24 protein-coding genes are annotated in these 23,767 nt (G+C 42.6%); 11 read left to right on the forward strand and 13 right to left on the reverse strand.

Translation table 11 applies throughout. The annotated features are described in order from the left end of the window. The first annotated feature begins 83 nt into the window (after positions 1-83). The 4 genes from RMY27_RS29945 to RMY27_RS29955 all read left to right on the forward strand — a co-directional run bounded on the left by RMY27_RS29945 (position 84) and on the right by RMY27_RS29955 (position 2,259). On the forward strand, positions 84-884 hold the full coding sequence (locus tag RMY27_RS29945; protein WP_322668470.1) for an ABC transporter permease: 801 nt from the start codon (positions 84-86) through the stop codon (positions 882-884). A 104-nt stretch (positions 885-988) separates the two neighbouring features. Continuing rightward, on the forward strand, positions 989-1,162 hold the full coding sequence (locus tag RMY27_RS29950; protein WP_322668471.1) for a hypothetical protein: 174 nt from the start codon (positions 989-991) through the stop codon (positions 1,160-1,162). Positions 1,163-1,330: 168 nt separating this feature from the next. Continuing rightward, positions 1,331-1,492, forward strand: coding sequence for a hypothetical protein (locus tag RMY27_RS35650; protein ID WP_416212378.1), 162 nt, complete (start codon positions 1,331-1,333; stop codon positions 1,490-1,492). Between the two features lie 323 nt (positions 1,493-1,815). Beyond that, the gene (locus RMY27_RS29955) at positions 1,816-2,259 is read left to right on the forward strand and encodes a hypothetical protein (RefSeq protein ID WP_322668472.1); all 444 of its coding nucleotides are present in this window, start codon (positions 1,816-1,818) and stop codon (positions 2,257-2,259) included. A gap of 165 nt (positions 2,260-2,424) precedes the next feature. Here the strand turns inward: RMY27_RS29955 and RMY27_RS29960 are convergent, their stop codons facing one another. From RMY27_RS29960 to surE, 8 genes are all read right to left on the reverse strand, one after another. Continuing rightward, the gene (locus tag RMY27_RS29960; RefSeq protein WP_322668473.1) at positions 2,425-2,664 is read right to left on the reverse strand and encodes a class I SAM-dependent methyltransferase; all 240 of its coding nucleotides are present in this window, start codon (positions 2,662-2,664) and stop codon (positions 2,425-2,427) included. A 44-nt stretch (positions 2,665-2,708) separates the two neighbouring features. Beyond that, the gene (secA, locus tag RMY27_RS29965; RefSeq protein WP_322668474.1) at positions 2,709-5,501 is read right to left on the reverse strand and encodes a preprotein translocase subunit SecA; all 2,793 of its coding nucleotides are present in this window, start codon (positions 5,499-5,501) and stop codon (positions 2,709-2,711) included. 334 nt (positions 5,502-5,835) lie between these two features. Continuing rightward, positions 5,836-6,438 (reverse strand): cytochrome C, encoded by a 603-nt coding sequence (locus RMY27_RS29970; protein ID WP_322668475.1) that lies wholly within the window; start codon positions 6,436-6,438, stop codon positions 5,836-5,838. A 184-nt stretch (positions 6,439-6,622) separates the two neighbouring features. After that, complete coding sequence (locus RMY27_RS29975; RefSeq protein ID WP_322668476.1) at positions 6,623-7,000, reverse strand: type II toxin-antitoxin system RelE/ParE family toxin; 378 nt, start codon at positions 6,998-7,000, stop codon at positions 6,623-6,625. 95 nt (positions 7,001-7,095) lie between these two features. Further along, positions 7,096-8,004 (reverse strand): MoxR family ATPase, encoded by a 909-nt coding sequence (locus RMY27_RS29980; RefSeq protein WP_322668477.1) that lies wholly within the window; start codon positions 8,002-8,004, stop codon positions 7,096-7,098. A gap of 114 nt (positions 8,005-8,118) precedes the next feature. Then, a complete protein-coding gene (locus RMY27_RS29985; RefSeq protein ID WP_322668478.1) occupies positions 8,119-9,183 on the reverse strand; it encodes a bifunctional riboflavin kinase/FAD synthetase in 1,065 nt (354 codons plus the stop codon). A 298-nt stretch (positions 9,184-9,481) separates the two neighbouring features. Continuing rightward, on the reverse strand, positions 9,482-10,378 hold the full coding sequence (locus tag RMY27_RS29990) for an MBL fold metallo-hydrolase (protein ID WP_322668479.1): 897 nt from the start codon (positions 10,376-10,378) through the stop codon (positions 9,482-9,484). Between the two features lie 277 nt (positions 10,379-10,655). Beyond that, positions 10,656-11,462 carry a 5'/3'-nucleotidase SurE gene (gene surE / locus RMY27_RS29995; protein WP_322668487.1) on the reverse strand — a complete coding sequence of 269 codons (807 nt, stop codon included), beginning with the start codon at positions 11,460-11,462 and terminating at the stop codon, positions 10,656-10,658. A 476-nt stretch (positions 11,463-11,938) separates the two neighbouring features. Between surE and pheS the strand changes: the two genes are divergently transcribed. From pheS to RMY27_RS30020, 5 genes are all read left to right on the forward strand, one after another. Beyond that, positions 11,939-12,931: a phenylalanine--tRNA ligase subunit alpha gene (gene pheS, locus RMY27_RS30000; RefSeq protein ID WP_012407694.1), complete on the forward strand. Its 993-nt coding sequence runs from the start codon at positions 11,939-11,941 to the stop codon at positions 12,929-12,931. Between the two features lie 45 nt (positions 12,932-12,976). After that, positions 12,977-13,192: a hypothetical protein gene (locus RMY27_RS30005; RefSeq protein ID WP_190911495.1), complete on the forward strand. Its 216-nt coding sequence runs from the start codon at positions 12,977-12,979 to the stop codon at positions 13,190-13,192. Next, a complete protein-coding gene (locus RMY27_RS30010) occupies positions 13,189-13,473 on the forward strand; it encodes a type II toxin-antitoxin system YafQ family toxin (RefSeq protein WP_190730806.1) in 285 nt (94 codons plus the stop codon). The genes RMY27_RS30005 and RMY27_RS30010 overlap by 4 nt, the downstream gene beginning before the upstream one ends. Before the next feature lie 63 nt (positions 13,474-13,536). Continuing rightward, positions 13,537-14,139: a Uma2 family endonuclease gene (locus tag RMY27_RS30015; RefSeq protein WP_322668488.1), complete on the forward strand. Its 603-nt coding sequence runs from the start codon at positions 13,537-13,539 to the stop codon at positions 14,137-14,139. A 99-nt stretch (positions 14,140-14,238) separates the two neighbouring features. Then, entirely contained in the window at positions 14,239-15,240 is a 1,002-nt protein-coding gene (locus RMY27_RS30020; protein WP_322668480.1) for a hypothetical protein, read from the forward strand. A 194-nt stretch (positions 15,241-15,434) separates the two neighbouring features. Here RMY27_RS30020 and RMY27_RS30025 read toward each other — a convergent pair whose 3' ends face one another. The 3 genes from RMY27_RS30025 to RMY27_RS30035 all read right to left on the reverse strand — a co-directional run bounded on the left by RMY27_RS30025 (position 15,435) and on the right by RMY27_RS30035 (position 19,570). Next, entirely contained in the window at positions 15,435-17,321 is a 1,887-nt protein-coding gene (locus tag RMY27_RS30025) for a S9 family peptidase (protein ID WP_322668481.1), read from the reverse strand. A gap of 499 nt (positions 17,322-17,820) precedes the next feature. Next, positions 17,821-18,180: a hypothetical protein gene (locus RMY27_RS30030; RefSeq protein WP_322668482.1), complete on the reverse strand. Its 360-nt coding sequence runs from the start codon at positions 18,178-18,180 to the stop codon at positions 17,821-17,823. Continuing rightward, a complete protein-coding gene (locus tag RMY27_RS30035; protein ID WP_322668489.1) occupies positions 18,125-19,570 on the reverse strand; it encodes an ATP-dependent DNA helicase RecQ in 1,446 nt (481 codons plus the stop codon). The genes RMY27_RS30030 and RMY27_RS30035 overlap by 56 nt, the downstream gene beginning before the upstream one ends. A 283-nt stretch (positions 19,571-19,853) precedes the next feature. Here RMY27_RS30035 and RMY27_RS30040 point away from each other — a divergent pair, with 283 nt between their 5' ends. After that, the gene (locus RMY27_RS30040) at positions 19,854-20,291 is read left to right on the forward strand and encodes a GNAT family N-acetyltransferase (RefSeq protein ID WP_322668483.1); all 438 of its coding nucleotides are present in this window, start codon (positions 19,854-19,856) and stop codon (positions 20,289-20,291) included. A gap of 191 nt (positions 20,292-20,482) precedes the next feature. Further along, positions 20,483-22,939, forward strand: a complete 2,457-nt coding sequence (locus RMY27_RS30045; protein ID WP_322668484.1) for a HEAT repeat domain-containing protein — start codon at positions 20,483-20,485, stop codon at positions 22,937-22,939. Positions 22,940-23,055: 116 nt separating this feature from the next. Here the strand turns inward: RMY27_RS30045 and RMY27_RS30050 are convergent, their stop codons facing one another. Both RMY27_RS30050 and RMY27_RS30055 read right to left on the reverse strand, forming a co-directional pair. Then, entirely contained in the window at positions 23,056-23,232 is a 177-nt protein-coding gene (locus RMY27_RS30050; protein WP_322668485.1) for a hypothetical protein, read from the reverse strand. Between the two features lie 165 nt (positions 23,233-23,397). Next, positions 23,398-23,767, reverse strand: a 370-nt coding sequence (locus RMY27_RS30055) for a hypothetical protein (protein ID WP_322668486.1), incomplete at its 5' end; no start/stop codon positions are given.

The raw sequence follows: 23,767 nt of genomic DNA on the forward strand, positions 1-23,767 counted from the left end.
GGCTTTGCTCGGCAACCTAATTCGTAATTTTTTAAGCGGATATAGGTTAGGTAATTTATTTTAGATACAAATTATAAAGGACTATGAATGATTTTGTACTTTACCTTCGATATATTTCTGTATCTTTTAAGTCGCAAATGCAATACAAAGTTTCTTTCTGGCTGCAAGTCATAGGGCAGTTTTTAGGAACTGCTGTTGAATTTTTTGGAGTTTGGGCACTTTTTAGTCGTTTTAATAGCATTGGTACATGGACTTTAAATGAAGTTGCTCTCTTTTATGGAGTAATTAATATTTCTTTCGCTTGTGCTGATGCGCTTGGAAAAGGGTTCGACTCATTTACAACAATAATAAAAAGTGGAGACTTCGACCGTTTACTTGTTCGTCCACGCACCACAGCACTTCAATTGTTAGGTAAAGAGTTTACTTTAAAACGAATCGGAAGACTTTTTCAAGGAATTGTTGTTATGTGGTGGTCACTTTCATCTCTCCACATTTCTTTAACTTTTAAAACTTTATGGCTTTTAGGCACTTCATTTCTTGGTGGGGTTGCGCTCTTTGTTGGCATTGTCATTATGCAAGCAACCATCACCTTCTGGACTATTGAATCTCTCGAAATTATGAATATCCTCACTTATGGAGGAGTTGAAACGGCTCAGTACCCTCTTGCAATTTATAGCAAGTGGTTTCAGCGATTCTTTACTTTCTTGATACCGCTTGCTTGTGTCAGCTATTTCCCTTTGCTTGCAGTACTTGAAAAAGAAAATGCTTTTTTAGTGCCTTTGTGGTTTTGTTATGTATCGCCAATTGCAGGCATTATCTTTCTAATAGTTGCGCTCCAGCTTTGGAAAATAGGAGAGCGATACTATTGTTCTACTGGGAGCTAAACAAAATTTTAGCTGTCTACTCAAGCATATTTTAAATGGACAGATCGCACTTTTCTAAAGATTCTGATTAAATACCTTGTAGGATTGCCTAATTTCACTAAACAATGCCACGAGAAGCTCAAAGGAAAAACTCCAGGAAAGGTTGGTTACGTAAAAGACTCAAAATTACTCTGATTTTCCTGTTAGTGCTAGAGCTATTGTTAGTGGGATTTTCCACCTACACTGTCCGTCAATCCTTTGCTCAAGAAAGTGGCACAGCAAGAAATTTAGGAAATTAATGCAGAGATAAAGGCATACCTGCAAGCTTACGGTAATGGCTTACAACTTGGGGAGAAATTTAGAGAGCAAAATTGAACCTGCTATTTTGCTCAAAACTCTTAACCCAAATCAATCGCACCCAAAACTAGCAGTAATTCCGCACTGCTGCCAGCAATTATATTGTAGATTTGAGAAATTTAGATAACTCAGTAGCAATTCACACCCCTGGGCAATCAGGCCATGCTTTCTATAACCATTACAACGAAATGGTTGAACTTGGCGCAAAATTGAATACCACCAGATGTTGTGGGAATCAAAGAATGTTAAAGCCAATACTACTGCCACACTGAAGTTATAGCAAAGTGCTGAGTGCTGAGTGCTGAATAAAAACCCAGTCGTTTCATGCCTTTGAGCAATCAACACTGTCGTAATCTATGTGACTACGGCTATAACTCCAAAATTGGTAGAGTAAAGGACGACACAACTATACAATCTAAAATAGAGATTTTTGCGTATAATTACATACACGTTGTTGGAAAAATGAAGTATAAAGTAACAGGGTAGAAAAAAGTTAAAAACAGAAATAAAGATTCTTTTTAGAAAAAGTATTTTTGCCAATCATCCATTTCTACTGCCCAACTTTCACTAAACATAGATGGAGCTCATAGAACCTATGCAACGCGTATTTAAACAAAATTTTATACTTTCAGTCACTACTGCGATCGCTTTATTATTTGCAGGTTGTGGCGAAAGTAAAGTTGCTCAATGTAACAAAGTCATAAAAGTTGCCAATCAGGCATCTACTCTAGGTCAGCAATTCGGTAAAAATCCCAATCCCGCAAAAGGTTCCAAAGCTCTAACTGAACTTGCTGGTAAGATCGACCCACTTGCCAAGGAGATGAAAGCACTAGAAATTAAAGATGAAAAATTGCAAGGTTTTCAAGGACGCTTTCTCACACTCTATCAGAACATCAGCAAGGAATTGAATAATGCAGCAACAGCCATAGATAAAAAGAATCTACCAGCAGCAAAGGGCTTTTTGGTATCTCTGCAAAAGAGTAGTAGGGAAGAAAGTTCTATAGTCAACGAAATTAATAGCTACTGTTCTGGTAAATAATCCCTTCTCCTCTGCCTGTAATCTCGATCGCAAAAATAGCGGTTAAATAGTTGGTCGATAACCACCAAAAACAGCAAAGCTAAAATTTTTGTCACAGCAATCGACATTTTGAAACCCAGCCGCTTCTAGCCAACTAAGTTGAATATCAAGGGTTGCCATGCGATCCTATTCCATACGTTTTTGTGCAGCTTTGAGATCCTCTTCTGAGATATTTTTCGCGCGGACAGAATCTAACCAGTGTTGACGGTAAAGTTGTTCTAAATCAGGCGTTTTGCCAAGAACTTGATCGGCGTTGATAAATATCCCTCCAGGATTGAGAACATCATAGATCCGTTGATAAAGAAGTTCTTTGTCAATATCTAACAGATGATGAATCGATAAGGCAGAGATTATCAAAAGACGCAAAAGCACTCTCTGTGCCTTTGCGTCTCTGCGTAATATATTCTCTACTACACCATCTCTGATGATGCCTGCGCCATCTGCTGAGGCTGCGGCTGGAACATGAATAACGAGTAAACAACGTCTCGGCGAATGTTAACCATCATATCCAAGAAGAGTTCGTAACCCTCGCTCTTGTATTCAATCAGCGGATCTTTTTGCCCATAACCACGTAACCCCACCGATTCGCGCAAGGCATCCATTTGTTGCAAATGTTCCCGCCACAATGTATCAATGCGTTGCAAGATAAAGAAGCGTTCAGCTTGGCGCATTAGTCCAGGTTGAACTTGGTCAATTTGCGCTTCTTTGAGGTCGTAAGCAATTCGTACCTGTTCGTGGAGGAAGGCTTTAATCTCGCTGACTGTGATATCTTCTAGTTGACTCGCTTGTAAATCCGCTAGCAAATAGACAAATTCTTTGACTTTCTCAACCAACTTTTCTAACTCCCACTCTTCCGAGGGCAAGTCTACGTTGATGTAGTAGTCAACGATGTCATCCATCGTTTTTTCAGCGTATTTAATCACCTGTTCTTTCAAATCTTGCCCTTCTAGGACTCGTCTGCGTTCGGCGTAAATAGCACGACGTTGATTATTCATCACCTCGTCATACTCAAACACCTGCTTCCGAATGTCGTAGTAGTAAGTTTCAACTTTTTTCTGTGCGCCTTCCAAACTGCGGGTAAGCATCCCAGATTCGATGGGCATATCTTCTTCCACTTGGAAGGCATTCATTAACCCAGCAACGCGATCGCCACCAAAAATCCGCAGTAGGTTATCCTCTAAACTGAGGAAGAATCTCGTGGTTCCAGGGTCGCCTTGTCTTCCTGCACGTCCGCGCAACTGGTTATCAATCCGCCGCGATTCGTGGCGTTCTGTACCAATTACGTGCAAACCACCGATTCCCACTACCTCATCATGTTCGCGGGTAGTAAATTGTTCGTATTCCTGCTTGACGCGGTTGTAAGCTTCCCGCAATTTTTGGATTACAGGGTCATCAATGGGAGCTTTTTCTGCCGCTACAGCTACCTTTTCTTCAGCTTCCAATTCCGGTAAACTACGTTCACCATACTCACGCACTGCAATTTCTACTGCATCTTTGAGTAGTTTTTCGGTTTCTTTTGTCAACTGGGTGGGGAAAATTTCTGGTGAAGCCCGCCAAGTTTTGACTTTCTTTCCAGGGACAAAGCCTTGACCACCACCATGTCCTGTAGGCAATCCGGCTGCTCTTTGAACGCCAAAGGTATCTTCATCTTCTGGCATAACAATCCGGGGCATAAAGTATTCCCGCAGCTTTAGACGTGCCATATATTCGGAGTTACCACCCAGGATGATGTCTGTACCTCTACCAGCCATGTTAGTAGCAATAGTGACAGCACCTTTGCGTCCTGCCTGAGCGACGATTTCCGCCTCACGCTCGACGTTTTCCGGTCGGGCGTTGAGTAATTCGTGGGGAATTTCCAACTGCTTCAGTAGCCGACTAAGAAGTTCAGATTTTTCTACACTAGTGGTTCCCACTAACACAGGTCTGCCGAGTTGGTGCATTTCGGCACATTCTCTGGCGATCGCTCCCCACTTGCCTGCTTCTGTCTTGAACACCATATCAGACAAATCTTCACGTCTGCGATCGCGGTTGGTGGGAATTACCGCAACTTCGAGTTTGTAAATTTTTTCAAATTCTGGTTCTTCAGTTTTTGCCGTTCCTGTCATTCCACCGAGTTTTGGATACAACAAGAACATATTTTGGTAAGTAATTGTCGCCAGAGTTTGAGTTTCTGGCTGAATCTCTACGTGTTCTTTCGCTTCAATCGCCTGGTGTAATCCATCACTCCAACGCCGTCCGGCTAGCACCCGCCCAGTAAATTCATCCACAATTACTACTTCACCATTGCGGACAATGTAATTTACATCTTTGAGGAAAAGTTCTTTGGCTTTAATTGCATTGAAAATGAAGTGTGCCCAAGGATCTTCTGGGTCAAATAAATCTGTGACTCCCAAAAGATTTTCTGATTCCGCAAACCCTTCATCTGTCAATAGAACGTTACGAGCTTTTTCATCTACATCGTAATGTTCGTCTTTTTTGAGTGTGAATGCTATTTCAGCAGCTTGTAAATACTTTTCTGTAGGTCTTTCCACCTGCCCAGAAATAATCAGTGGTGTCCGCGCCTCATCAACTAAAATCGAGTCCACCTCATCAATTACGCAATAATTAAACGGACGTTGCACCACATCTGCCATTGATGTCGCCATGTTATCCCGCAGATAGTCGAAGCCGACCTCGCTGTTGGTAACATAAGTGATATCACAGTCGTAGTTTTTCTGGCGTTCGCTAGGAGTCATGCTTGACTGAATTAGCCCCACACTCAGCCCCAAGAACCGATGCACCTGTCCCATCCATTCAGCATCCCGACGAGCCAGGTAATCGTTTACGGTAATGACGTGTACACCTTTACCAGTAAGGGCATTTAAGTAACTTGGCAAGGTGGCAACTAGTGTTTTACCTTCACCAGTTTTCATCTCGGCAATTTGCCCCACGTGCAAAATGATACCGCCAAGGAGTTGGACATCAAAGTGCTTTAAACCTAAAACTCGCCATCCTGCTTCCCGGACAACGGCGTAAGCTTCTGGCAATATGTCATCTAAGGTTTCGCCTTTGGCGAGCCGTTGTTTAAATTCGACGGTTTTACCTTTTAACTGATCATCGGAAAGAACCTTAATTTCTTCCTCTAAAAGGTTAATTTCAGTAACAGAAGGTTGGTATTTTTTAAGCTTACGAGCGTTGGGGTCGCCCAACAAAAGTTTTAGCATGGCAGGTTATAGAACTGAATCAAGGGGGATGGGAATTAAAGGGCCGGCATTGATTATAAACATTTAACCCAGCCCAAACGTCTTGGTTGTGGATGGGTGTGAAATGAGAATTACCTCAAAAACAGGATAAAAACTAGCCAATCAGTTTATTAAATGATTGGTTTGAACTCTTATCTTATATTTACTCTTTCTTCATAGTATCATTTTGCCCCCAGATGGGAGAGCAGGGGGGCAGCACTTCGGCTCATTTCGGCTACGCTCAATGACCAACGCTCTGTTACCGAGGAGCAGAGGAGCAGGGGGAAACTTTCTCAGGATCTTTCCCCTCTGCCCCCTATCTCCTCTGCCCCTCTGCCTCTTGTGATGTCAGGCGGCGGAAATTGTAATCATTAGCACTGGGATGACAGCTGACACAACTACCAACCTGGACGGGACGTGGTAACTCAACTCCTGGATGCAAAGCTTTGAAATAACGCGAGTTGTTGAGGCGATATGGTGTTTCTTCGTCGTCTAGCTGGACACGGGAGAAAGTCGAAAGATATTTCCACACCAAGATGCGTGGCGGGTCGACTAAAGGCTGGAGTTGTGCGCCGTAGTGCTGCGAGTCTTGCAGGAGATTTTTCCAAGTTTGGGTAGGTAAAACAGATGGTGGTATGGGAATGTGACATCTGGAGCAATTTTCTAAATACAGTTCTTGCCCCAGTTGGTATTGTGCAGGTACTACGTCAACAGTGCCAATTTCAGCGGGAGGAGTTGCACTTTGGGCGTTAGTTGCCAAGGCTAGAAGCCAGCCCATAGCTAAACTCCACGTTACAATTACCAGAAGTAAACCGAAAAATTGGCGTTTGAATTCACGTTCGGCGCTTGGCTGTAGTGCTTGGCGTTGGGGTAGCCCGCCGTAGGCATCGCGGATTTTGCGCTTAACAAAAATTGACATTCCTCACATTCCCAAATATTTAAAAGTGGCGCTTGTGCTAATCATAAGACTTACGCAGTATTGGCAGTGTTTCAAATTTTGTGTAAGTAGTTTTGTCAAGCAACACATTTTTCATATCGATAACAGTAATATAAATATTTATTCAGCGCACCACTGACTATGCAAGGAAAAAGTTCTAGTAGTTTTAACCTGACTCACTAGAAAAATCAGCCCGGATTTCATTTGCACCAATATCTTCTCGGTCAGACTTGGAAGAAATCGTTAGTAGCAAATTACTTGTATGTGACTCAACTTGATAAATCAATCGATATCCAGCGCTCTTACCTTTTTGGATACTACTGTTACGAACTCTCATCTTACGAACAACATATTCCTCACCAATGCCCGCAATGCGTAGGCGTAGCCCGCCGTAGGCATCACCGACAAAATTGCCTTGCTGTAATTGCTCTATAATCGGTTGAACATCAGAGCGAATATTGCGAAATCTTTTTGAAAGGTCACGCAAGTTTTGTTTATATTCAGGAGTTAAATTGATTAATACCGATGGCTGTTCATTCGGCATCAATTCCCTTCCACATTTGAGATAGTGGTAAGCGCTGCCCTGTTTTTGCTTGCTGCAAGGCTCTCCTCTTTTTAACTCATCGAAGTCACGTTGGATTAAGGAATAGAAACCGATCGCAATAATCGCTCAACAACAGTTCTTGAATTGCGTCCTCCTCTAGGAATAAGGCGATGGCATAGAACATAAGGCAGAAGAAATTTCACATCATCGGGAATGGCATAATCACGCCCTAATAGAAAAGCTAACGCTTGAGCAGCCCGTTGTAATGCTAATGTGCCACGTGGACTGACACCAAGGGCGATTTCCTCATCTTGACGTGTTGCCCGCACTAATTCGAGAATGTATTGTTGCAAGGAAGTTGCCACTTTCACTTGAGAGCAGAGGTAACGCAATTCCTGTACTTCTGCCAAGGTAATACAAGGCTGTAAATCAGCAACCCTCACACCATTTTGGAGATTTTGCAGCATCAAGAGTTCTTCTGCCTCAGAAGGATAGCCCAAACTCAGCGACAACATAAACCGATCCATTTGCGCTTCCGGCAGAGGAAAAGTACCTTGATACTCGATAGGGTTTTGAGTGGCAATCACAAAGAAGGGCTGAGGAACTGCACGAGAGACACCATCGACTGTTACCTGATGTTCTTCCATAACTTCTAATAAAGCTGACTGAGTGCGGGGTGTAGCGCGGTTAATTTCGTCAGCTAATAGCACATTAGTAAAGACTGGCCCAGGAAGAAAAGTAAATTCGCCGCTTTTTGGGTTCCAGATGTTGGTGCCGGTAATATCAGTTGGCAGTAAATCAGGAGTGCATTGTAGCCGTTGAAACTTGCCATCGAGTGAACGAGCTAAAGATTTAGCAAGCAGGGTTTTACCAACACCAGGGACATCTTCTAAGAGAGCATGACCACCACCTAGCAATGCTACTAGCACTAAACGTATTGCCTCAGCTTTACCAACGATGGTAAGAGCTAGATTTTGTGTTAAAGTGTCGATTTTTTCTCTCATGCGTTGTAGGGAGTGGGAGTGGGGAGCAGGGGAGCAGGGGAGCAGAGGAGAAGTTGCAGTAAGTTTTTTCCTTCTGCCCCTCTGCCTCTTCCAATGCCCTATCTATTGTTCCCACTAAGTACTCAAAACTTCTCTAGCAACAACGCAGTCAAGTTGAATTTGTGTTTTCAGGGCTTCGAGAGAAGGAAATTTTTGTTCGGGGCGCAAAAATTTAACTAGCTGCACAAGCAGTTTTTTGCCATACAAATCACCAGACCAATCGAATAAATGTACTTCCGCAGATGAACAAGTACCGTTTACAGTTGGACGATTACCGATATTCATGACGCCCAAGTTCTCACTAGGAGCAGTATCAGATGTTTCACTGAGAGTGAAAACACGGACAGCGTAGACTCCTTGGCGAGGCAAAAACTTTTCTTTTGGTAATTGGAGGTTAGCGGTAGGAAAGCCAATTGTTCTGCCCAATTGTTGACCTTGAACGACATCACCAAGCAGGGTGTAGGGGCGTCCTAGTAACAGATTTGCGTTTTCGATGTCTCCCTGCTCAAGGGTTTGGCGGATCAATGAAGTGCTAATGCGGGCATCCTGAGTTGGAGTAGTACTGACGCAACTACTTTGGGTAGGCGAGTCACCTGTATAAGTTTGTAAAGGAACGATGGTAACGGGAATATTGTGCTTGGCGGCGAGTAATTGCAAATCTTGAGCAGTACCACTGCGCTTTTCGCCAAAACAAAAATCCTGCCCGATGCTAATTCGTTGGCATCGCAGTTGTTGCACGAGAATTTTTTCGACAAATTCTTCGGGGGTCAACGCAGACAATTCTTTGTCAAAAGGTAGTAGTACCAGTTGTTCTACCCCAAGCGATCGCAATTGTTGGACTTTTTCATCCAGTGGCGTTAACAAAGTCCGGGGTTGCCCTGTAAAGAACTCCTGTGGATGGGGGTCAAAGGTGACAACTGTTGAGTAGGTATATTCTTGATTTGTCAGTTGATTTTCCTTTGAGTGCGGACTACTAGCTACTGATAAGTGACCACCAGCGTGCAAGACTGGTTGAATTACCCTTTGATGACCAAGATGAACACCATCAAACTTGCCAAGGGCAACAGTAGTCGGCGTTAGTAGCCCTTCGCTCGAAAAAGCAACCCGCACAGAACACCCATTTTTAGACAAATTTAGCACGTGGATTCTGAGATTTTAGGTTTATTTTAGTTATCAGCAGGAAGCTACCCTATGGTAAACCGCCTTGAGGAGGACAGGTTTTGTAGTACCAATTTGTCCTTTGTCCTTTGTCATTTGTAAATAACTAATGACCAATGACCAATGACTAGTGTGTCCTCCTGTTGTCGCACCAATCCTGTGTCGGCGTGACAACTCTGGGCAGCGCTGTCTCAGCGTACAGCCAACAGGTACGCTCTCGCACTGAAAGCCTCTGATCACCAATCTAATCTAAAATCTCCAATTCCTCCGATCGCAATCTTTAAGTAGAAAACTTGCTAACAGGAAAAGATTCTGATAAGGCAACTGAAGTGGGAACCTGAAGTACCAATCCTTCCCGTGCCATAATAGCACCAGGAAATTTCGCAGCTGCTTCTTTGCCGACACGATCCAAAAAGTCGTCATCATGCGCCGGATCGTGGTGGTAAATCACCAGAGTTTTGACATTGGCAGCTTGTGCCACTTTTACAGCTTCTTGCCAGGTAGAATGTCCCCAGCCCACTTTCGGGGATTTTGGCGAGTGGTATTCCTCGTCTGTGTAGGTAGAATCGTAAACCAAAATGTCAGCATTACGAGCTAGCCACAGCACATTCTCATCGAGTCGATCGGGAAAATGTTCGGTATCAGTAATGTAAGTAGCAGCACCACCACGCCAGTTGACGCGGTATCCAACAGCTTCACCTGGATGATTTAAAGGTGCTGTTTCTACGATCAGGTCATCGATATGGATTGGTTGCCCCGGTCGAACATCGTAGAAATTTAAATTGGCTTGCATAATTTGCAAGGGTACAGGAAAGTTCGGGTGCAACATTTGATCGTTGAGGCGCTGTTCTATGGTAGAACCATCAGGTGCGATCGCGCCGTAAATATGAAAGTCATTCCCTTTTACAAACCCTGGAGTAAAGAAGGGAAAACCTTGCATGTGATCCCAGTGAGAGTGGGTAAAAAATATGTGAGCTTCTAACGGCATTTGGCGCAACAAAGATTGCCCCAAAACATGTAGTCCCGTGCCAGCATCGAAAACTAAGCGTTTATCGCCCGCTTGCATTGATATGCAAGGGGTATTACCGCCGTAACGAACAGTGTGTGGCCCTGGGCTGGGGATGCTGCCGCGAACGCCCCAAAATTGTACGGTAAATTGATTCTCTATCCTAGACATGGGTGTTGCTTGCTGGACTGAGCGGGCGATAAATGAAAAAATTGTTACTGATTTGGTCTAAAGTTTATGCTGTCTTACCGATTTTGCTAGAGGGAGGATTTCTTGGTAAAACAGCATATCCTGTTTCTGGCTGATTGTGTAAATGTGAATGAAATACGTCAGTTAGAATTTCCCAGGTTTTGGGGTGAATGTGTATCGGTTATTTCAAGAGTGCCCCTACGTTATAGCCTACTTTTTCCGTGATGTATTTGAATAACCACATTTTTTTCTTGGTAAATCAAATGGTTCCAGGAGAATTGAATTCCCACTCCGATAATTTCTCTAATCCAGTTGCGTAAGTAAGATTGTATTGTAACGGAGTAATACTGATGTAGTTTTTACGTACAACTTCTACGTCTGCCGGTACATTTTGAGGCAGATTTAATCCGCTTGGGGGTTCCACATCCTCAATTACCTCTCCAGTTAACCAGTAGTACGTTTTTCCACGAGGATCGACTCGTTTATTAAACACATCAATGTAATGCCGTAGACCTTGACGAGTGAGAGCAACTCCGGCAATTTCTTCCCATTTGACCGCAGGAATATTGACGTTGAGCAACATTAAATCTGGCAGCGGCTTTTGCGCTAGCTGGTCTACAAGAACTGTGGCAAACTTAGCAGCAGCTTGAAAGTCTTTAGATGTATGACTTATAAGACTCAGCGCTACACTGGGAATGCCTTCAATTAAACCTTCCATTGCCGCAGAAACAGTGCCAGAATACAGGATTTCAGTTCCCAAATTCGCACCTTGATTAATACCAGAGAGAACCAAATCTGGGGGAGTTTCCAGCAAAGCCCACAGCGCCAATTTGACGCAATCTGAAGGCGTACCATCACAAGCCCAAGCTTTGATAGCAGGATGAAAAATCCCTTCAACAATTTCGGCGCGAATGGGTTGGTGTAAAGTTAACCCGTGTCCAGTTGCCGATCGCTCTCGATCTGGGCAAACTACACTCACATCATGACCAGCCTCTGCCAAATAGTTGGCTAGAGTACGAATCCCCAAGGCAGAAATGCCATCATCGTTGCTAATTAGTAATTTCATAGTCATTGGTCATTGGTCACTTGTACTGAGTTTCGACACAACGACTGCGCTCAGGCATCGCTGCGCGGTAATCGAGCGAAGTCGAGATTCAACTAACGCGAACGCGAGTGCGTCTCGTAGAGAAGCCGAAGTATTGGTCATCGATCATTAGTTATTAGTTATTTGTTATTAGCCATTTGTCAATGTCTGAGGTCACAAGCAGCAAAAAAACATTTATACTCACTAGACAGTGTGGTGGAACTTTGCTTACCTTTAAGACAAGTTGATCAATCCCCAAGTCTGGTTAAGTGAGATGTTAGCTGGATTTACGCGCCCGCTGTACTAGCCCAATCATCTCTAACTGATAAACAAAACAGAGGTTTGGTTTCAACCCTCACCTTTAGCTGATGTTAATGGTATGGCTGTAAGTTTATTTATCGACCAGTTCACAGCTTTTGACTATAGACTAATGACTAATGACCAATGACTAATAACTAATGACTAGCAATTTAGAAGCTCAACTTTTAGCACTGCGGCAAGAAGGAGAAAAAGCGATCGCAGCCGCCGACACCTTAGAACGTCTGGAGGAACTCAGAGTTAACTATCTGGGTAAAAAAGGGGAACTGGGGGCACTGTTGCGAAGTATGGGGCAAATGAGTGCAGAGGAACGACCGAAAATTGGAGCGATCGCCAATACAGTCAAAGAATCTTTGCAAACTAGTCTAGACCAGCAACGCGTCGCCCTGGAAGCCGCACAAATTCAGGTACAGCTAGAGGCAGAAACTCTGGATGTAACTATGCCGGGTATTTACAGCCCCCAAGGTCGCATTCATCCCCTCAACGGCATTATCGACCGGGCGCTGGATATCTTTGTTGGTATGGGCTACACCGTGGCTCAAGGGCCAGAGATGGAAACAGATTATTATAATTTCGAGGCTCTTAATACCCCGCCTGACCACCCCGCGCGTGATATGCAGGATACCTTCTACCTGCCAGATGGTAATCTTTTACGGACTCATACATCTTCGGTACAAATTCGTTACATGGAAAGAGAAGAACCACCGATTCGGGTTGTGGCTCCAGGGCGAGTTTATCGGCGAGATAATGTAGACGCGACTCACTCAGCAGTTTTCCATCAGATAGAACTTTTAGCCATTGATGAAGGGCTAACTTTTACAGACCTCAAGGGCACAATTAAAGTATTTTTACAAGCAATATTTGGCGATTTACCAATTCGCTTCCGCGCCAGTTATTTCCCCTTTACTGAACCATCTGCTGAAGTAGATTTGCAGTGGAATGGGCGCTGGCTGGAAGTGATGGGCTGCGGGATGGTCGATCCAAATGTACTTAAGTCTGTGGGTTATGACCCAGAAGTTTATACAGGGTTTGCTGCCGGTTTTGGTGTAGAACGCTTTGCAATGGTGTTACATCAAATCGATGATATTCGTCGATTGTATGCTAGCGATTTGCGGTTTTTGCAGCAATTTTAGGACTGATGTAATGGTTATGTACTGCAAGCAAGGTAACAATAAATAATGACCTCAATTTCCCGGTTAGATCAAGTTCTAGAAAGTATCGAAAACTTATCAGTAGATGAACAAGAAACATTAATTGATCTGATAAGTCATCGGTTGGCAGAACGGCGGCGTTCTGAAATTGCTGCTAATATCGCTCAAGCACAAGTAGAATACCAGTCGGGAAAAGTGTTCCGTGGTACAGTTACTCAAATAATGGATGAGTTACGCAAGTGATAACTGTAGTTTTGGCATCATCGTTTAAACGAGCATTTAAGCGATTGGTACGACGACAGCCAGAATTACAAGAGCGGATTGGAGAGCGGTTAGCACTACTAACCGCCGATCCATTTGATCCATTGTTGCAGACTCATAAACTTAAAGGCAAACTGTCTGGAGCTTGGGCGTGTTCAGTCGACTATGATTGTCGCATTGTCTTTAACTTCGTGCAAAATATAGAATCTGGGGAAGAGGAAATTTTGCTAATTGATATTGGCACTCATGATGAAGTTTACTGAATTGTAGGTGCTGTTTTAAGATTTTCCTACTGACTAATTTTGGATTTAGGATTGAATAATTCAATGACTGCGATCGCTGGCAAACATCTAACGCTTGAGGAATATTTGAAGTATGACGATCGCACCGATAGCCAATATGAATTGGTGGCAGGTGAGTTAGTTGAAATGCCACCCGAAAGCCCAAAAAATGTCCAGATATCTCTCTTTTTGCTGGTAAATTTCCTCAAGTTCGTCCCAGTGAATCGCTTAAGTAACAAAGTTGAAATTGTTGTTGCTGGTTCTCGTGCGACAACTCGCATTCCTGGCTTAGTTGTGCTGACGGATGAACTTGCAACAGCCTTAGAAGGTGCAACGCGATCCACAATCCCTCTCGATATGCCACCTCCGGCATTAGTTGTCGAAGTTGTTTCTCCTGGTAAAGCTAATGAAGATCGAGACTATCGCTACAAACGTTCCGAGTATGCCGCGAGGGGAATTGCTGAATATTGGATTGTTGATCCACAAATAAATGTAGTTACCGTACTGATATTAGTTGACGGGTTTTATGAAGAAACCAGATTTACAGGAAACAGTGCGATCGCTTCTACTATTTTCCCAGAATTACAGCTAACCGCAGAGCAAGTACTCAACGCTGGAGAAAGCAATGTGGATGATGCCATTTCTTAGTAAAAACTTAAAATAAAGACAGGCAAGCGGTAATTTATTTGCAATTTCCTAGTTACTAATTAAGTATTTTAATTAACTCTTATAAATAAAAAATTTAAAATGCAGAAAATTTATAACTATTTAAATTCTAAAACATCAACCACAACTATTACTAGTTTAATCTTTCTGGTTAGTTTGCATTTTCTGATTTTATTAGCATTACCAAGTATTATTTTCAGAGATGATTTTGTTGGAGTTTGGTTAGATAACCCAGGTTATTTTCCTTTTAGTTTTTCTATGGCATTATTTGTTGCTCTATGTTGCAGTACAGCGACTATTTTAACTTTTGGTGATAAACATGAGTATTTTTCTTTTTCCGCAATTATTATTGCTGCACTTCTAGGTTGCATTCTTAATTTAATAATTATACCTATTAATACTAATAGCATTATTCTATTTTTATATTTACTAACTGCTTTTCTGTTTATATCTCCAATAATTCTAATTATAACTTTGACGATTGATAGTATTTTAACAAAAGTAGATTCACCGAGGAACCCATTTAAAGTCACATCTAAATTGATATATACAGATATATTTATTATAATTAATCTATTTTGTAGTTTTTTACTAATATTACCTTTTGTTTGTATTTATATATCTTGTAAAATCCAAAATCAAAAAAAATATCGCAACCATCATATTTTAAAAAATATACTTCCATTATTAATAGTAATTTTAATTCCTTACTGTATAGCTTGTACTACAAAATTAACTCCCGGATTAATTATACCAATTGAATATAGAAATTATCTAGGTTTTAGAGAGTATAACTCTTATTACAAACAAGCAAGTACTCAATTGAATGAGTGCAAACAACTCAAAAATCATATCGGTCATATACAAACACAGGGGTTTGCAGAAGGTAGACACTATGAGCAAACTGATTTTTCTGCTGGAGGAGAAGCTGGTCGTTTTGTTCTTGAGTTAGTTGGAGATCGGGGGACTGCTTTTGTTAACGGATGTTATGGTGATTGTCTAGGACAACCAGAAGAATTAGCAGTAAGAGTTTATACAAAATCTGCCATTAAAAACTTGAGTTTTTCTCAAATTTGTCCATAATGCTAACTTAGAATCTAAGTTTAAGGTCAAACCAGTGCCTCAGAAAAATTCTTATTAAATCGCACAAAGAATTGAGATTATGGTCAACACACTAATGGTTAATGAAATTAGAATAAGTTGTTGTATGCATGAATCTTTCCAAATTGAAAATATTAAGGTGGTCGGTGAATGACACTAACCACCATTTTGAAACTTTATTTAACTATTCCTGAATGACCTGGGATATCTGCCAAAGGTTCAAATCTACCGCCTAAGTATTTGGCGAGAAACTCTTCTGCGATCGCAAAAAAGTGCAAGCGATTTTCTGGTCTGGCAAAACCATGTCCTTCATCTGTGTAAAGTGCATATTGCACTGGTAAACCAGCTTGCTGCATTGCGTTGACAATTTGATCGCTTTCTGACTGTTTCACCCGTGGATCATTTGCACCTTGACCGATGAGTAAAGGTTTTTGAATTCGGTCAGCAAAAAATAAAGGCGATCGCGATTTCAGAAACTCCTCTTCTGTTTCTAAATTACCAACGCGATGAGAAAGCATTGCCTTCAAAGGTTCCCAATAGGGCGGTATAGTTTCTATCAGCGTAATTAGGTTACTTGGCCCGACAATATCTACACCAGCCGCAAATATTTCTGGTGTAAAAGTCAATCCTACTAGAGTGGCGTAACCTCCATAAGAACCGCCCATAATCGCAATCTTTTGCGGGTCGGAAATGCCTTTTTCTACCAGCCAGTTAACACTATCAATTAAATCATCGTGCATTTTGCCAGCCCATTCCCGATTCCCAGCATTCAAAAATGCTTTACCGTAGCCAGTGGAACCGCGAAAGTTCACTTGCAGAACAGCATAACCCCGGTTAGCTAGCCATTGCGTTGTGGGAGAGAAACCCCAAGTATCTCGCGCCCAAGGGCCGCCGTGAACTAGTAGTACTGTTGGGAGATTCTGCGTAGGTATTCCTACAGGGGTTGTCAGGTAACTGTGGATAGTTAAGCCATCCCGCGCTTCGTAAGAAATCGGTTGCATTGAAGCTAACTGCAACGTTTCGAGTTTGGGTTGGTTACTAAAGAGGAAAGTGCTAGTTTTGGACTCTCGGTTGTAGGCATAGTAATAAACTGGGCCATCGTCAGTTCTATAAGCTAAAGCCCAAGTTTTATCTTCCAAGTCGCGGCTAATTATGGAGAATTCTCCAGGACGCACCTTAGCGATTTCCTCAAAATCTGTGGCGATACTTTGGTCAATTACCTGCCATTCTTGTTTATCTTTGTAAAAAGAAACTGCTTGGATAACTCGCGTCAATGGGTGAATAATTATCCCCACGACATCATACTGTTGATCTTCAGCAATGACAGTTTCTTGACGGCTATCTAAGTCAACAGCTAGCAGACGTTTGGCGTTAGCATCGTGATTGCCTTGAATATAAAGGGTTTTACCATCATCTGAGAAGCTAACAGAATTCCCTTCTTCTTCTGCTCCCCAATGGCGGAGAATTTCCCACTGTTGATCTGGTTTCTGCAATAAGAGGTCATAACCACCATCGTGTGTACTAGCTGTCGCTGCACGTATTTGGAACTCAGCGTCAGATGTCCAGCTGATAATGTTACCGGGGTTATCAGTGTCGAACTCAACCGCACCATTTTTAAGGTTGATGCGGTAAACGTCAAACTTTTGGGGATTGTTCAAGTTCAACGCTACCAGCACTTCATCTGGAAATTTAGGTTCCAGTTCTACGAGTTCTGCTTTTACACCCTGGAATGGCGTTAAGTCACGCACAATTTTGGAATGAATATTAACCAAGTGGAGGTGAAAGTTCTCGTCACCATCCGAGTCTTGCATATAAATCAACTGGTCGGCGTTATAAGTCCAGAAGAAAATGCGGATACCGCGCTTTTTGTCGGCAGTTAGTATCTGGTCGTCTTCTTGTCCTATAGTTCGCAACCATACCTGCAAGACATTTTTTTCATCGGGGGCGATATATGCCAAGTACTTGCCATCAGGGGAGAGTTGTGGGCTAGTTTTTTCGGGATTCCCAAACAGAATTTCGCGCGGAATCAACGGTGGTAAGGAGGGCGCTTGAGCAGATGACATATTTTTATCCTCTACTTGACTACCCTATTGTTACTTGGTTATCAAAATGACAATTCATCCTATTGGGAGAACCTAGTAGTTCGCCAAGTTCACTTGGCGGGGTAAAGGGGAAGGTGGGGCCCCCTCTGGGGATAAGGGGCAGGGGGAATGGGTAAAGGGTTTAAATCCCTTACCCCTTTCCCCAGTCCTCACTTAGCATTTTTGGGTTGGCAGACTACTAGAATAGGTCTGACTTTTCACGTTATGTGGAAAAGCGCACGAAAAACCTAACCCCCTAACCCCCAACACGTCGCGGGAAGGGGGAAAATTCAAAGTCTCTCTCCTTTTAGGAGAGAGATTTAGAGAGAGGTTTTCCAGATACCGTGAAAAGTCAGAGAATAAGTAGGGGAATGCCTGAAAGTAAAAAAGGGCCCCATGTAGAGACGCAATTTATCGCGTCTAAAACACAGGCACATTAGAGAGAGGCGAGAAATCGCCGTCTCTACAGAGAATTTACTCATCAATTATTCTTGGTGATGAGTCTTTGATATTCGTGAATGAGTCTTTTATACTCGGCGATGAATCTTTGATATTCGTGAATGAGTCTTTTATACTCGGCGATGAATCTTTGATATTCGTGAATGAGTCTTTTATACTCGGCGACGAGTCTTTGATACTCGTGAACGAGTCTTTTATACTCGGCGACGAGTCTTTGATACTCGTAAACGAGTCTTTTATACTCGGCGACGAGTCTTTGATACTCGGCGACGAGTCTTTTATACTCGACGACGAGTCTTTGATACTCGGCGATGAGTCTTTTATACTCATTGACGGCAATTGTCGCAATGTCCGCAACGCAGGTTAGCTGCTTCTTTGTCAAAACCAAAGGCATTTAACAAAAACTGCCAACGACACTGCTTACTTGTTAGGTATTGCTGCATCTGTTTAGCGGCGTGTAATTGCGTCGGTGGCTGATTTCCCGCTTTTTGCCCAATACTGTAATGGAAAGGATCAAGCCAGTTTAGCTGACCGTTGCTATGGAGTAAAGCTAGTGCCGTTGCACCTTCAGGAAATTGTCGAGTTACTGCATTCACTTCTCCCTGCTTTGGTAATTTTTTCACAAGTTGCTGCGCTATTTGTTGTTGCGATCGCATTTGTTGTTGAAAAAAATCCTGTCTTTGCTTATCCCCTGAATCTAACCACCCCGTAGGTTCACTCACCAACGTTAACGCTTCGGCTGGTTTCCCATCCCTTCCAGCGCGGCCAATTTCTTGCACATATTCAGATAGCAGATGTGGTGCGTGAAAATGTGCCACCCAGCGAACATCACTTTTATTTATCCCCATACCAAACGCACAAGTACACACAACAAAGGGGATTTTGCCACTTAACCAGCTTGCTTCTACTTCACGGCGTTCAGTCGCACCCAATCCCGCATGATAGCTAGCTGTAGCGTAACCCATCTCTGCTAACCATTGGGCTAAATCTTCGCTATCTCTCCGAGTGCGAACATAAACTAATCCCGATTGTTGCGGTCTATTTTGAATAAATTTTAATAATTGTTGTTTCCTACCTCGTGGTGTCCAAGCGATGCGAACGCTAGGATGCAAGTTCGGACGGTAAGGATTCAAGCGGAAAATCTCTGGTTGCTGTAATTGTAAAACTGTTTGAATAATTTTTTGGGCCGAGGGGTCAGCAGTAGCAGTAAAAGCGGCGATGCTGATTTTTGTTCCTGGTGGTTTTGATTTGAGCAATGCCGGACGCACTGCCCCTAATCTGCGATAAGCTGGACGAAAAGTATCACCCCACTGTACCAAACAATGAGCTTCATCTAAAATCAAACCATTAATTTGCAATTGTGGGTGGCATAATCTTTCCCACACTGGGACACTGAGCAAAGTTTCTGGCGATAAATAAAGTAATCTTAGCTGTTGGCGTTCTAAAGCTTGCAGAGTTGCACGGCGTTGAGATGAAGATAATTCACTATGTAAAAGTGCTGCTTTTTGGTGGCTTTGTAGTAATTCCTGAACTTGGTTTTCCATCAATGCCACCAAAGGCGAAACTACCAAAGTTAATCCTGTTTGTAGCAGTGCGGGAAGTTGAAAACAAATCGACTTCCCGCCACCTGTAGGCATAATAATCAGCGCATCTTTTTGTGCCAATAAACTGCTGACAATTTCTCCCTGTGGTGGACGGAAATCTTCATAACCCCAGATTTTTTTAAAAGCAGCGCGGACTTCTTGCCAAGATTTTGTTGTAGGCTGATTCATCATCAATAACTAGATGCACCATATCATTAGACTTCTTGCAGAAGAGGGGAAAAGGGTAAGGGGTAAAGGGTAAAGGTATGGAATTTTCCCTTACCCTTTAACCTTTAACCTTTCCCCAACATCTTGCAAAAGTTAGTTACTTTTGCAAGATGTCTATTGAATGCTGAATATAGCCTCTGTTATCCAGCTAATGGTTCAGTAATTTCATCATTTGACACTACAAACCACTGACCCCAAGAATGAATTATAATTTTTCAACCTATTAAATAAAAGATGTAGCGAGATGAATGAAGAATTAAAACATCGATTTTACATCAACACCGATAAATCTAAATTAGATATTCAAATGATTCATGATTTTTTACAAACTTCCTATTGGGCTGAAAACATCTCATTAGCCACTGTGGAAAAGTCAATAAACAATTCTTTATGTTTTGGACTTTATGAAGATAATCAACAAGTTGGCTTTGCGAGAGTCATCACGGATTATGCAACCTCTGCGTTGTTAAAAGATGTTTTTATTCTGGAACCTTATCGAGGACAGGGTTTAGGAAAATGGTTTGTAGAATATATTTTGGAATATCCAGAATTGCAAGATGTTCAAAGATGGATGTTAGGCACAAAAGATGCTCATGGACTTTATCGACGTTATGGATTTAAAAATTTGACAGAACCAGAGAAAATTATGATGCGTTTAAATCCAAATGCTAATCAAGCTTGAGCAAACCAGTGTATAGGCGTAGCCCGCACTTCGGCTGCGCCCTTCTCTACGAGAGGCTGCGCCAACGGCTACGCTCAGGACAGGCTCAGTGACCATCGTAGACATCGCTAACCCACATTGACAGTTAGATTACAATCTTAGGTATAGTTTCTCTGACTGGAGTTGTTCATCGGGTGATTCAATCCGATTCAATGACAAAGCATACCAGACAAGTATTACTTAGTGCGCTCAAGGTGGTTGTCTTATGCCTGACACTGTTCCTACTATGCACAAGCAATAGTTGGGCGCAAATCACTGCTGACAGCAAAATTTCTCCTCTGATTGAGAAGCTGATAGATAACGATGCCCACATCAGAAGCCTTGCAGCAGATGCATTAGTTAATATCGGTTCCCCAGCAGTACCGTCTCTGATTGAGGCGTTGAAAAATCAAGATATTAATCTTCGCTGGCACGCGGCTTCGGTTTTGGGAGATTTGGGTGCAGAAGCAGCACCAGCAGTCCCAGCCTTAAGTGCGGCATTACAGGATGAAGATGGACAAGTCCGCCTGTACGCCACCTTAGCTTTAGGAAATATTGGTACAGCAGCCAAAGCAGCAGTTCCATCGTTGATGGCGGCATTACAAGACAAGGAGCAATTTGTTCGCATTTATGTTCCTTCTGCACTCAGGAAAATTGGTGTAGAAGCGAAAGTCGCTGTCCCAGTATTAACTGCTGCCTTAAAAGATAAGAACCCCACTGTACGTTACAATTCTGCCTACGCTCTGGGTGCAATGGGTACAGAAGCAGTATCTTCTGTCCCGAATTTAATTGCCCTGTTGAATGATAACCAGTTTTATGTGCGTTTAGGTGCTATCAAAGGTTTAGGAGGAATAGCGGCAGGCTTTCAGGACAAAGCAAATGCTTTACCTACCTCCAAGTTGCAGAAAGTCATCTCAGACTTTGAAGAGGTATTGGCAACTATACAAAAATACAAAGATAAATTCACAGAGACGGACATTAGGCTGATACGTCGCCCTCTTAATGCCCTGAAAGCAGAGAAAGAAACTCGACTCTTTGATAGAGCTTTGGAATCGCTATTTAAGCATAAATTACTCTTGGGAATTGCTGCTTACCTTATCTTATTGCCTTCTATTTGGTTAATTCTCTTGCGGGTAGCCCCTTTATGGTTGTTGAAAATTAACAACGCCCTCAAACCCTACACAGATTTTTCTCTCCCATTTATCAGCGTTAATGTACCTCTGCGATATGTGCTATTTGTTGGCTGGTTTCATTACCATCCTAGAGTATTAGATGCGTGGGTAGCCAAATATATCAAAGCAGCCCGCGAACAATTCCCCAAAAAAGATACAGTTAGCAGTCGCGCCTGTTACATTCCCATTCCCGTTGTTCTGGATGGTACAACAGTTCCTCAACTGATGAATGAGAATTTGCGCTCAACTTTCGAGAAACAACGTAGCTGTCTAGTAATTGGTGGAGAAGGGGGTGTAGGTAAAACCAGTTTAGCGTGTCGAATCGCTGGCTGGGCAATGGCTGAAGATGAAGGCCAACAACTCTGCAAACATTTGATGTTACCTGTGCTTTTGGAAGAAGAATTTCGGGTAACTGAAGGTAAGTCGCCGCTTTTAGAAGCCATCAGAGGACAGTTGCAAGCTTTAATTGATGAACCAGAGCCGATTTGTCAAGAATTACTATTACGTTTGTTAAGAAAGAAACGCATTCTAGTGATTGTAGACCGATTCTCAGAAATGAATGCGACTACACGAGAAGCAATTGAGCCGGAGTCGCCAGAGTTTCCGGTGAATGCATTGGTGATTACTTCCCGAATTGAGGAAAAGCTGGGACGGGTTAATAAGACGATAATTAAACCCTTGCGGATTGAGGCGAATAAACTATCGTCCTTTATGGAAGCTTATCTCATGCAGCGAGGTAAACGCGATCGCTTTACTGACCAAGAATTTTTTGACGCTTGTAACCGTCTTTCTCTGATGGTTGGTCAAAATAATATCACTGTCTTGCTGGCTAAACTTTATGCTGAACAGTTAATCGCAAGTAAAGACGTTGCATCGAATATTTCTGCGTTGCCAGAGAATATTCCTAATTTGATGCTGGGTTATATCAATGAACTCAATCGTGATGTTACAGACAATCAATTTGATGACCGCACTGTTCATCAAATTGCCAAAACCATCGCCTGGGAATGCTTGCAGCAAAGTTATCAACCAGGAACCGCCAAGCGTGCCGATGCGATTGCTGCATTAGCAGCTTTGGGTATTGATGACCCCGAAGCACACCTCAATTATCTGGAAAAACGTTTGCACCTGATTCAAACTATTGGTTCTGCCAAAGACAGAATCCGTTTCTGTCTCGATCCTTTAGCGGAGTATCTTGCAGGTTGGTATTTAATCGAATTGTATGGCAATAACGATGGCAAATGGCGATCGCATTTTTTCAAAAAGGCAGACGATTTAGTCAAAACAAGCAGACAAGATGCCATCAAAGGCTTGTTGTTGGCAGTGCGAGATTGCTATTTATCTGAAGTTCAAGGTAGCAAAGAAACGGACTTTGTACCCCAGAAGTTGGGTAAACTGGCTGGGTTTACACCTTCAGTCAACACACCAGCTAGTACTGTGCAAACACCAATATCATGATTAATTTTCAGCTTGTATAGCAGGAGGCAGAAGGAAGGAGGCAGGAGGCAGGAGGTAAAAGTATTACTATTCCTAGCTTTGAGGTTTTCAAAATGTCCTAACCTATGTGGCTACGGCTATAATTGTTGCACTCGTTCTACTGTTAACTCTGTAATTCTTGCAACTATTTCCACTGATATACCTTTACGCAGTGAATTAAGTGCGACTTGTTCTAATGCTTTTTGGCATGGTAAGGCTATTGTTCTCATTGCCAAAGATAACCCCTGGCGATCGCTCATTGACAGTCTAGACAATTTCTGTGATGATTTTATGATTAATTGCGATTGCTCACTCATCGACATCAGAGAGAGTTTGTAAATGCGATACCTCGCATTCCTACGCTGTTGTTAGAGAACTGGGTTGGGTAGCTGCTAAATCTAACTCTTTTAAATTACGAATTACGAATTACGAATTACAAATTATTTCCACCATCGCGCCACATCCTGAATCGCACAGGCAATTTCTGCCGTTGCTGCTTCACCACCTAATGCAAAGATAACTGGAAATAATGCCTCGATATCTTGCAGCAAATCACGGCGAGTGCGAAGAGATAGCTGATGAAGTGTATCTTGCCAAAGAGGAAAAAGTTCGGCAGCTGGCATTTGCGACAAACAGGAAGCTAAGGCACTCAAGGCATCAGCACGATAATCCTCAGACTGAATCGCCGTTGCAGCAGCAAGGGCTTGTGGCAATAACTCTGGTGGCAGTTTGTCAGCTAATGCACTCAAGGCATTAGCACGGTATTCCTCAGACTGAATCGCCGTTGCAGCAGCAAGGGCTTGTTGCAAT

This window comes from Nostoc sp. DedQUE09, assembly GCF_034530915.1.
GTDB lineage: Bacteria > Cyanobacteriota > Cyanobacteriia > Cyanobacteriales > Nostocaceae > Nostoc.

Coding starts and splice junctions, on each gene's coding strand:
- secA (WP_322668474.1), bottom strand. CDS start 5,501: ATGCTAAAACTTTTGTTGGGCGACCCCAACGCTCGTAAGCTTAAAAAA.
- RMY27_RS30020 (WP_322668480.1), top strand. CDS start 14,239: ATGCAGAAAATTTATAACTATTTAAATTCTAAAACATCAACCACAACT.
- RMY27_RS29990 (WP_322668479.1), bottom strand. CDS start 10,378: ATGTCTAGGATAGAGAATCAATTTACCGTACAATTTTGGGGCGTTCGC.
- RMY27_RS29980 (WP_322668477.1), bottom strand. CDS start 8,004: ATGAGAGAAAAAATCGACACTTTAACACAAAATCTAGCTCTTACCATC.
- pheS (WP_012407694.1), top strand. CDS start 11,939: ATGACTAGCAATTTAGAAGCTCAACTTTTAGCACTGCGGCAAGAAGGA.
- RMY27_RS30015 (WP_322668488.1), top strand. CDS start 13,537: ATGACTGCGATCGCTGGCAAACATCTAACGCTTGAGGAATATTTGAAG.
- RMY27_RS30025 (WP_322668481.1), bottom strand. CDS start 17,321: ATGTCATCTGCTCAAGCGCCCTCCTTACCACCGTTGATTCCGCGCGAA.
- RMY27_RS29975 (WP_322668476.1), bottom strand. CDS start 7,000: ATGCCGAATGAACAGCCATCGGTATTAATCAATTTAACTCCTGAATAT.
- RMY27_RS30045 (WP_322668484.1), top strand. CDS start 20,483: ATGACAAAGCATACCAGACAAGTATTACTTAGTGCGCTCAAGGTGGTT.
- RMY27_RS29950 (WP_322668471.1), top strand. CDS start 989: ATGCCACGAGAAGCTCAAAGGAAAAACTCCAGGAAAGGTTGGTTACGT.
- RMY27_RS30040 (WP_322668483.1), top strand. CDS start 19,854: ATGAATGAAGAATTAAAACATCGATTTTACATCAACACCGATAAATCT.
- RMY27_RS29970 (WP_322668475.1), bottom strand. CDS start 6,438: ATGTCAATTTTTGTTAAGCGCAAAATCCGCGATGCCTACGGCGGGCTA.
- RMY27_RS30005 (WP_190911495.1), top strand. CDS start 12,977: ATGACCTCAATTTCCCGGTTAGATCAAGTTCTAGAAAGTATCGAAAAC.
- RMY27_RS30035 (WP_322668489.1), bottom strand. CDS start 19,570: ATGAATCAGCCTACAACAAAATCTTGGCAAGAAGTCCGCGCTGCTTTT.
- surE (WP_322668487.1), bottom strand. CDS start 11,462: ATGAAATTACTAATTAGCAACGATGATGGCATTTCTGCCTTGGGGATT.
- RMY27_RS29945 (WP_322668470.1), top strand. CDS start 84: ATGAATGATTTTGTACTTTACCTTCGATATATTTCTGTATCTTTTAAG.
- RMY27_RS29955 (WP_322668472.1), top strand. CDS start 1,816: ATGCAACGCGTATTTAAACAAAATTTTATACTTTCAGTCACTACTGCG.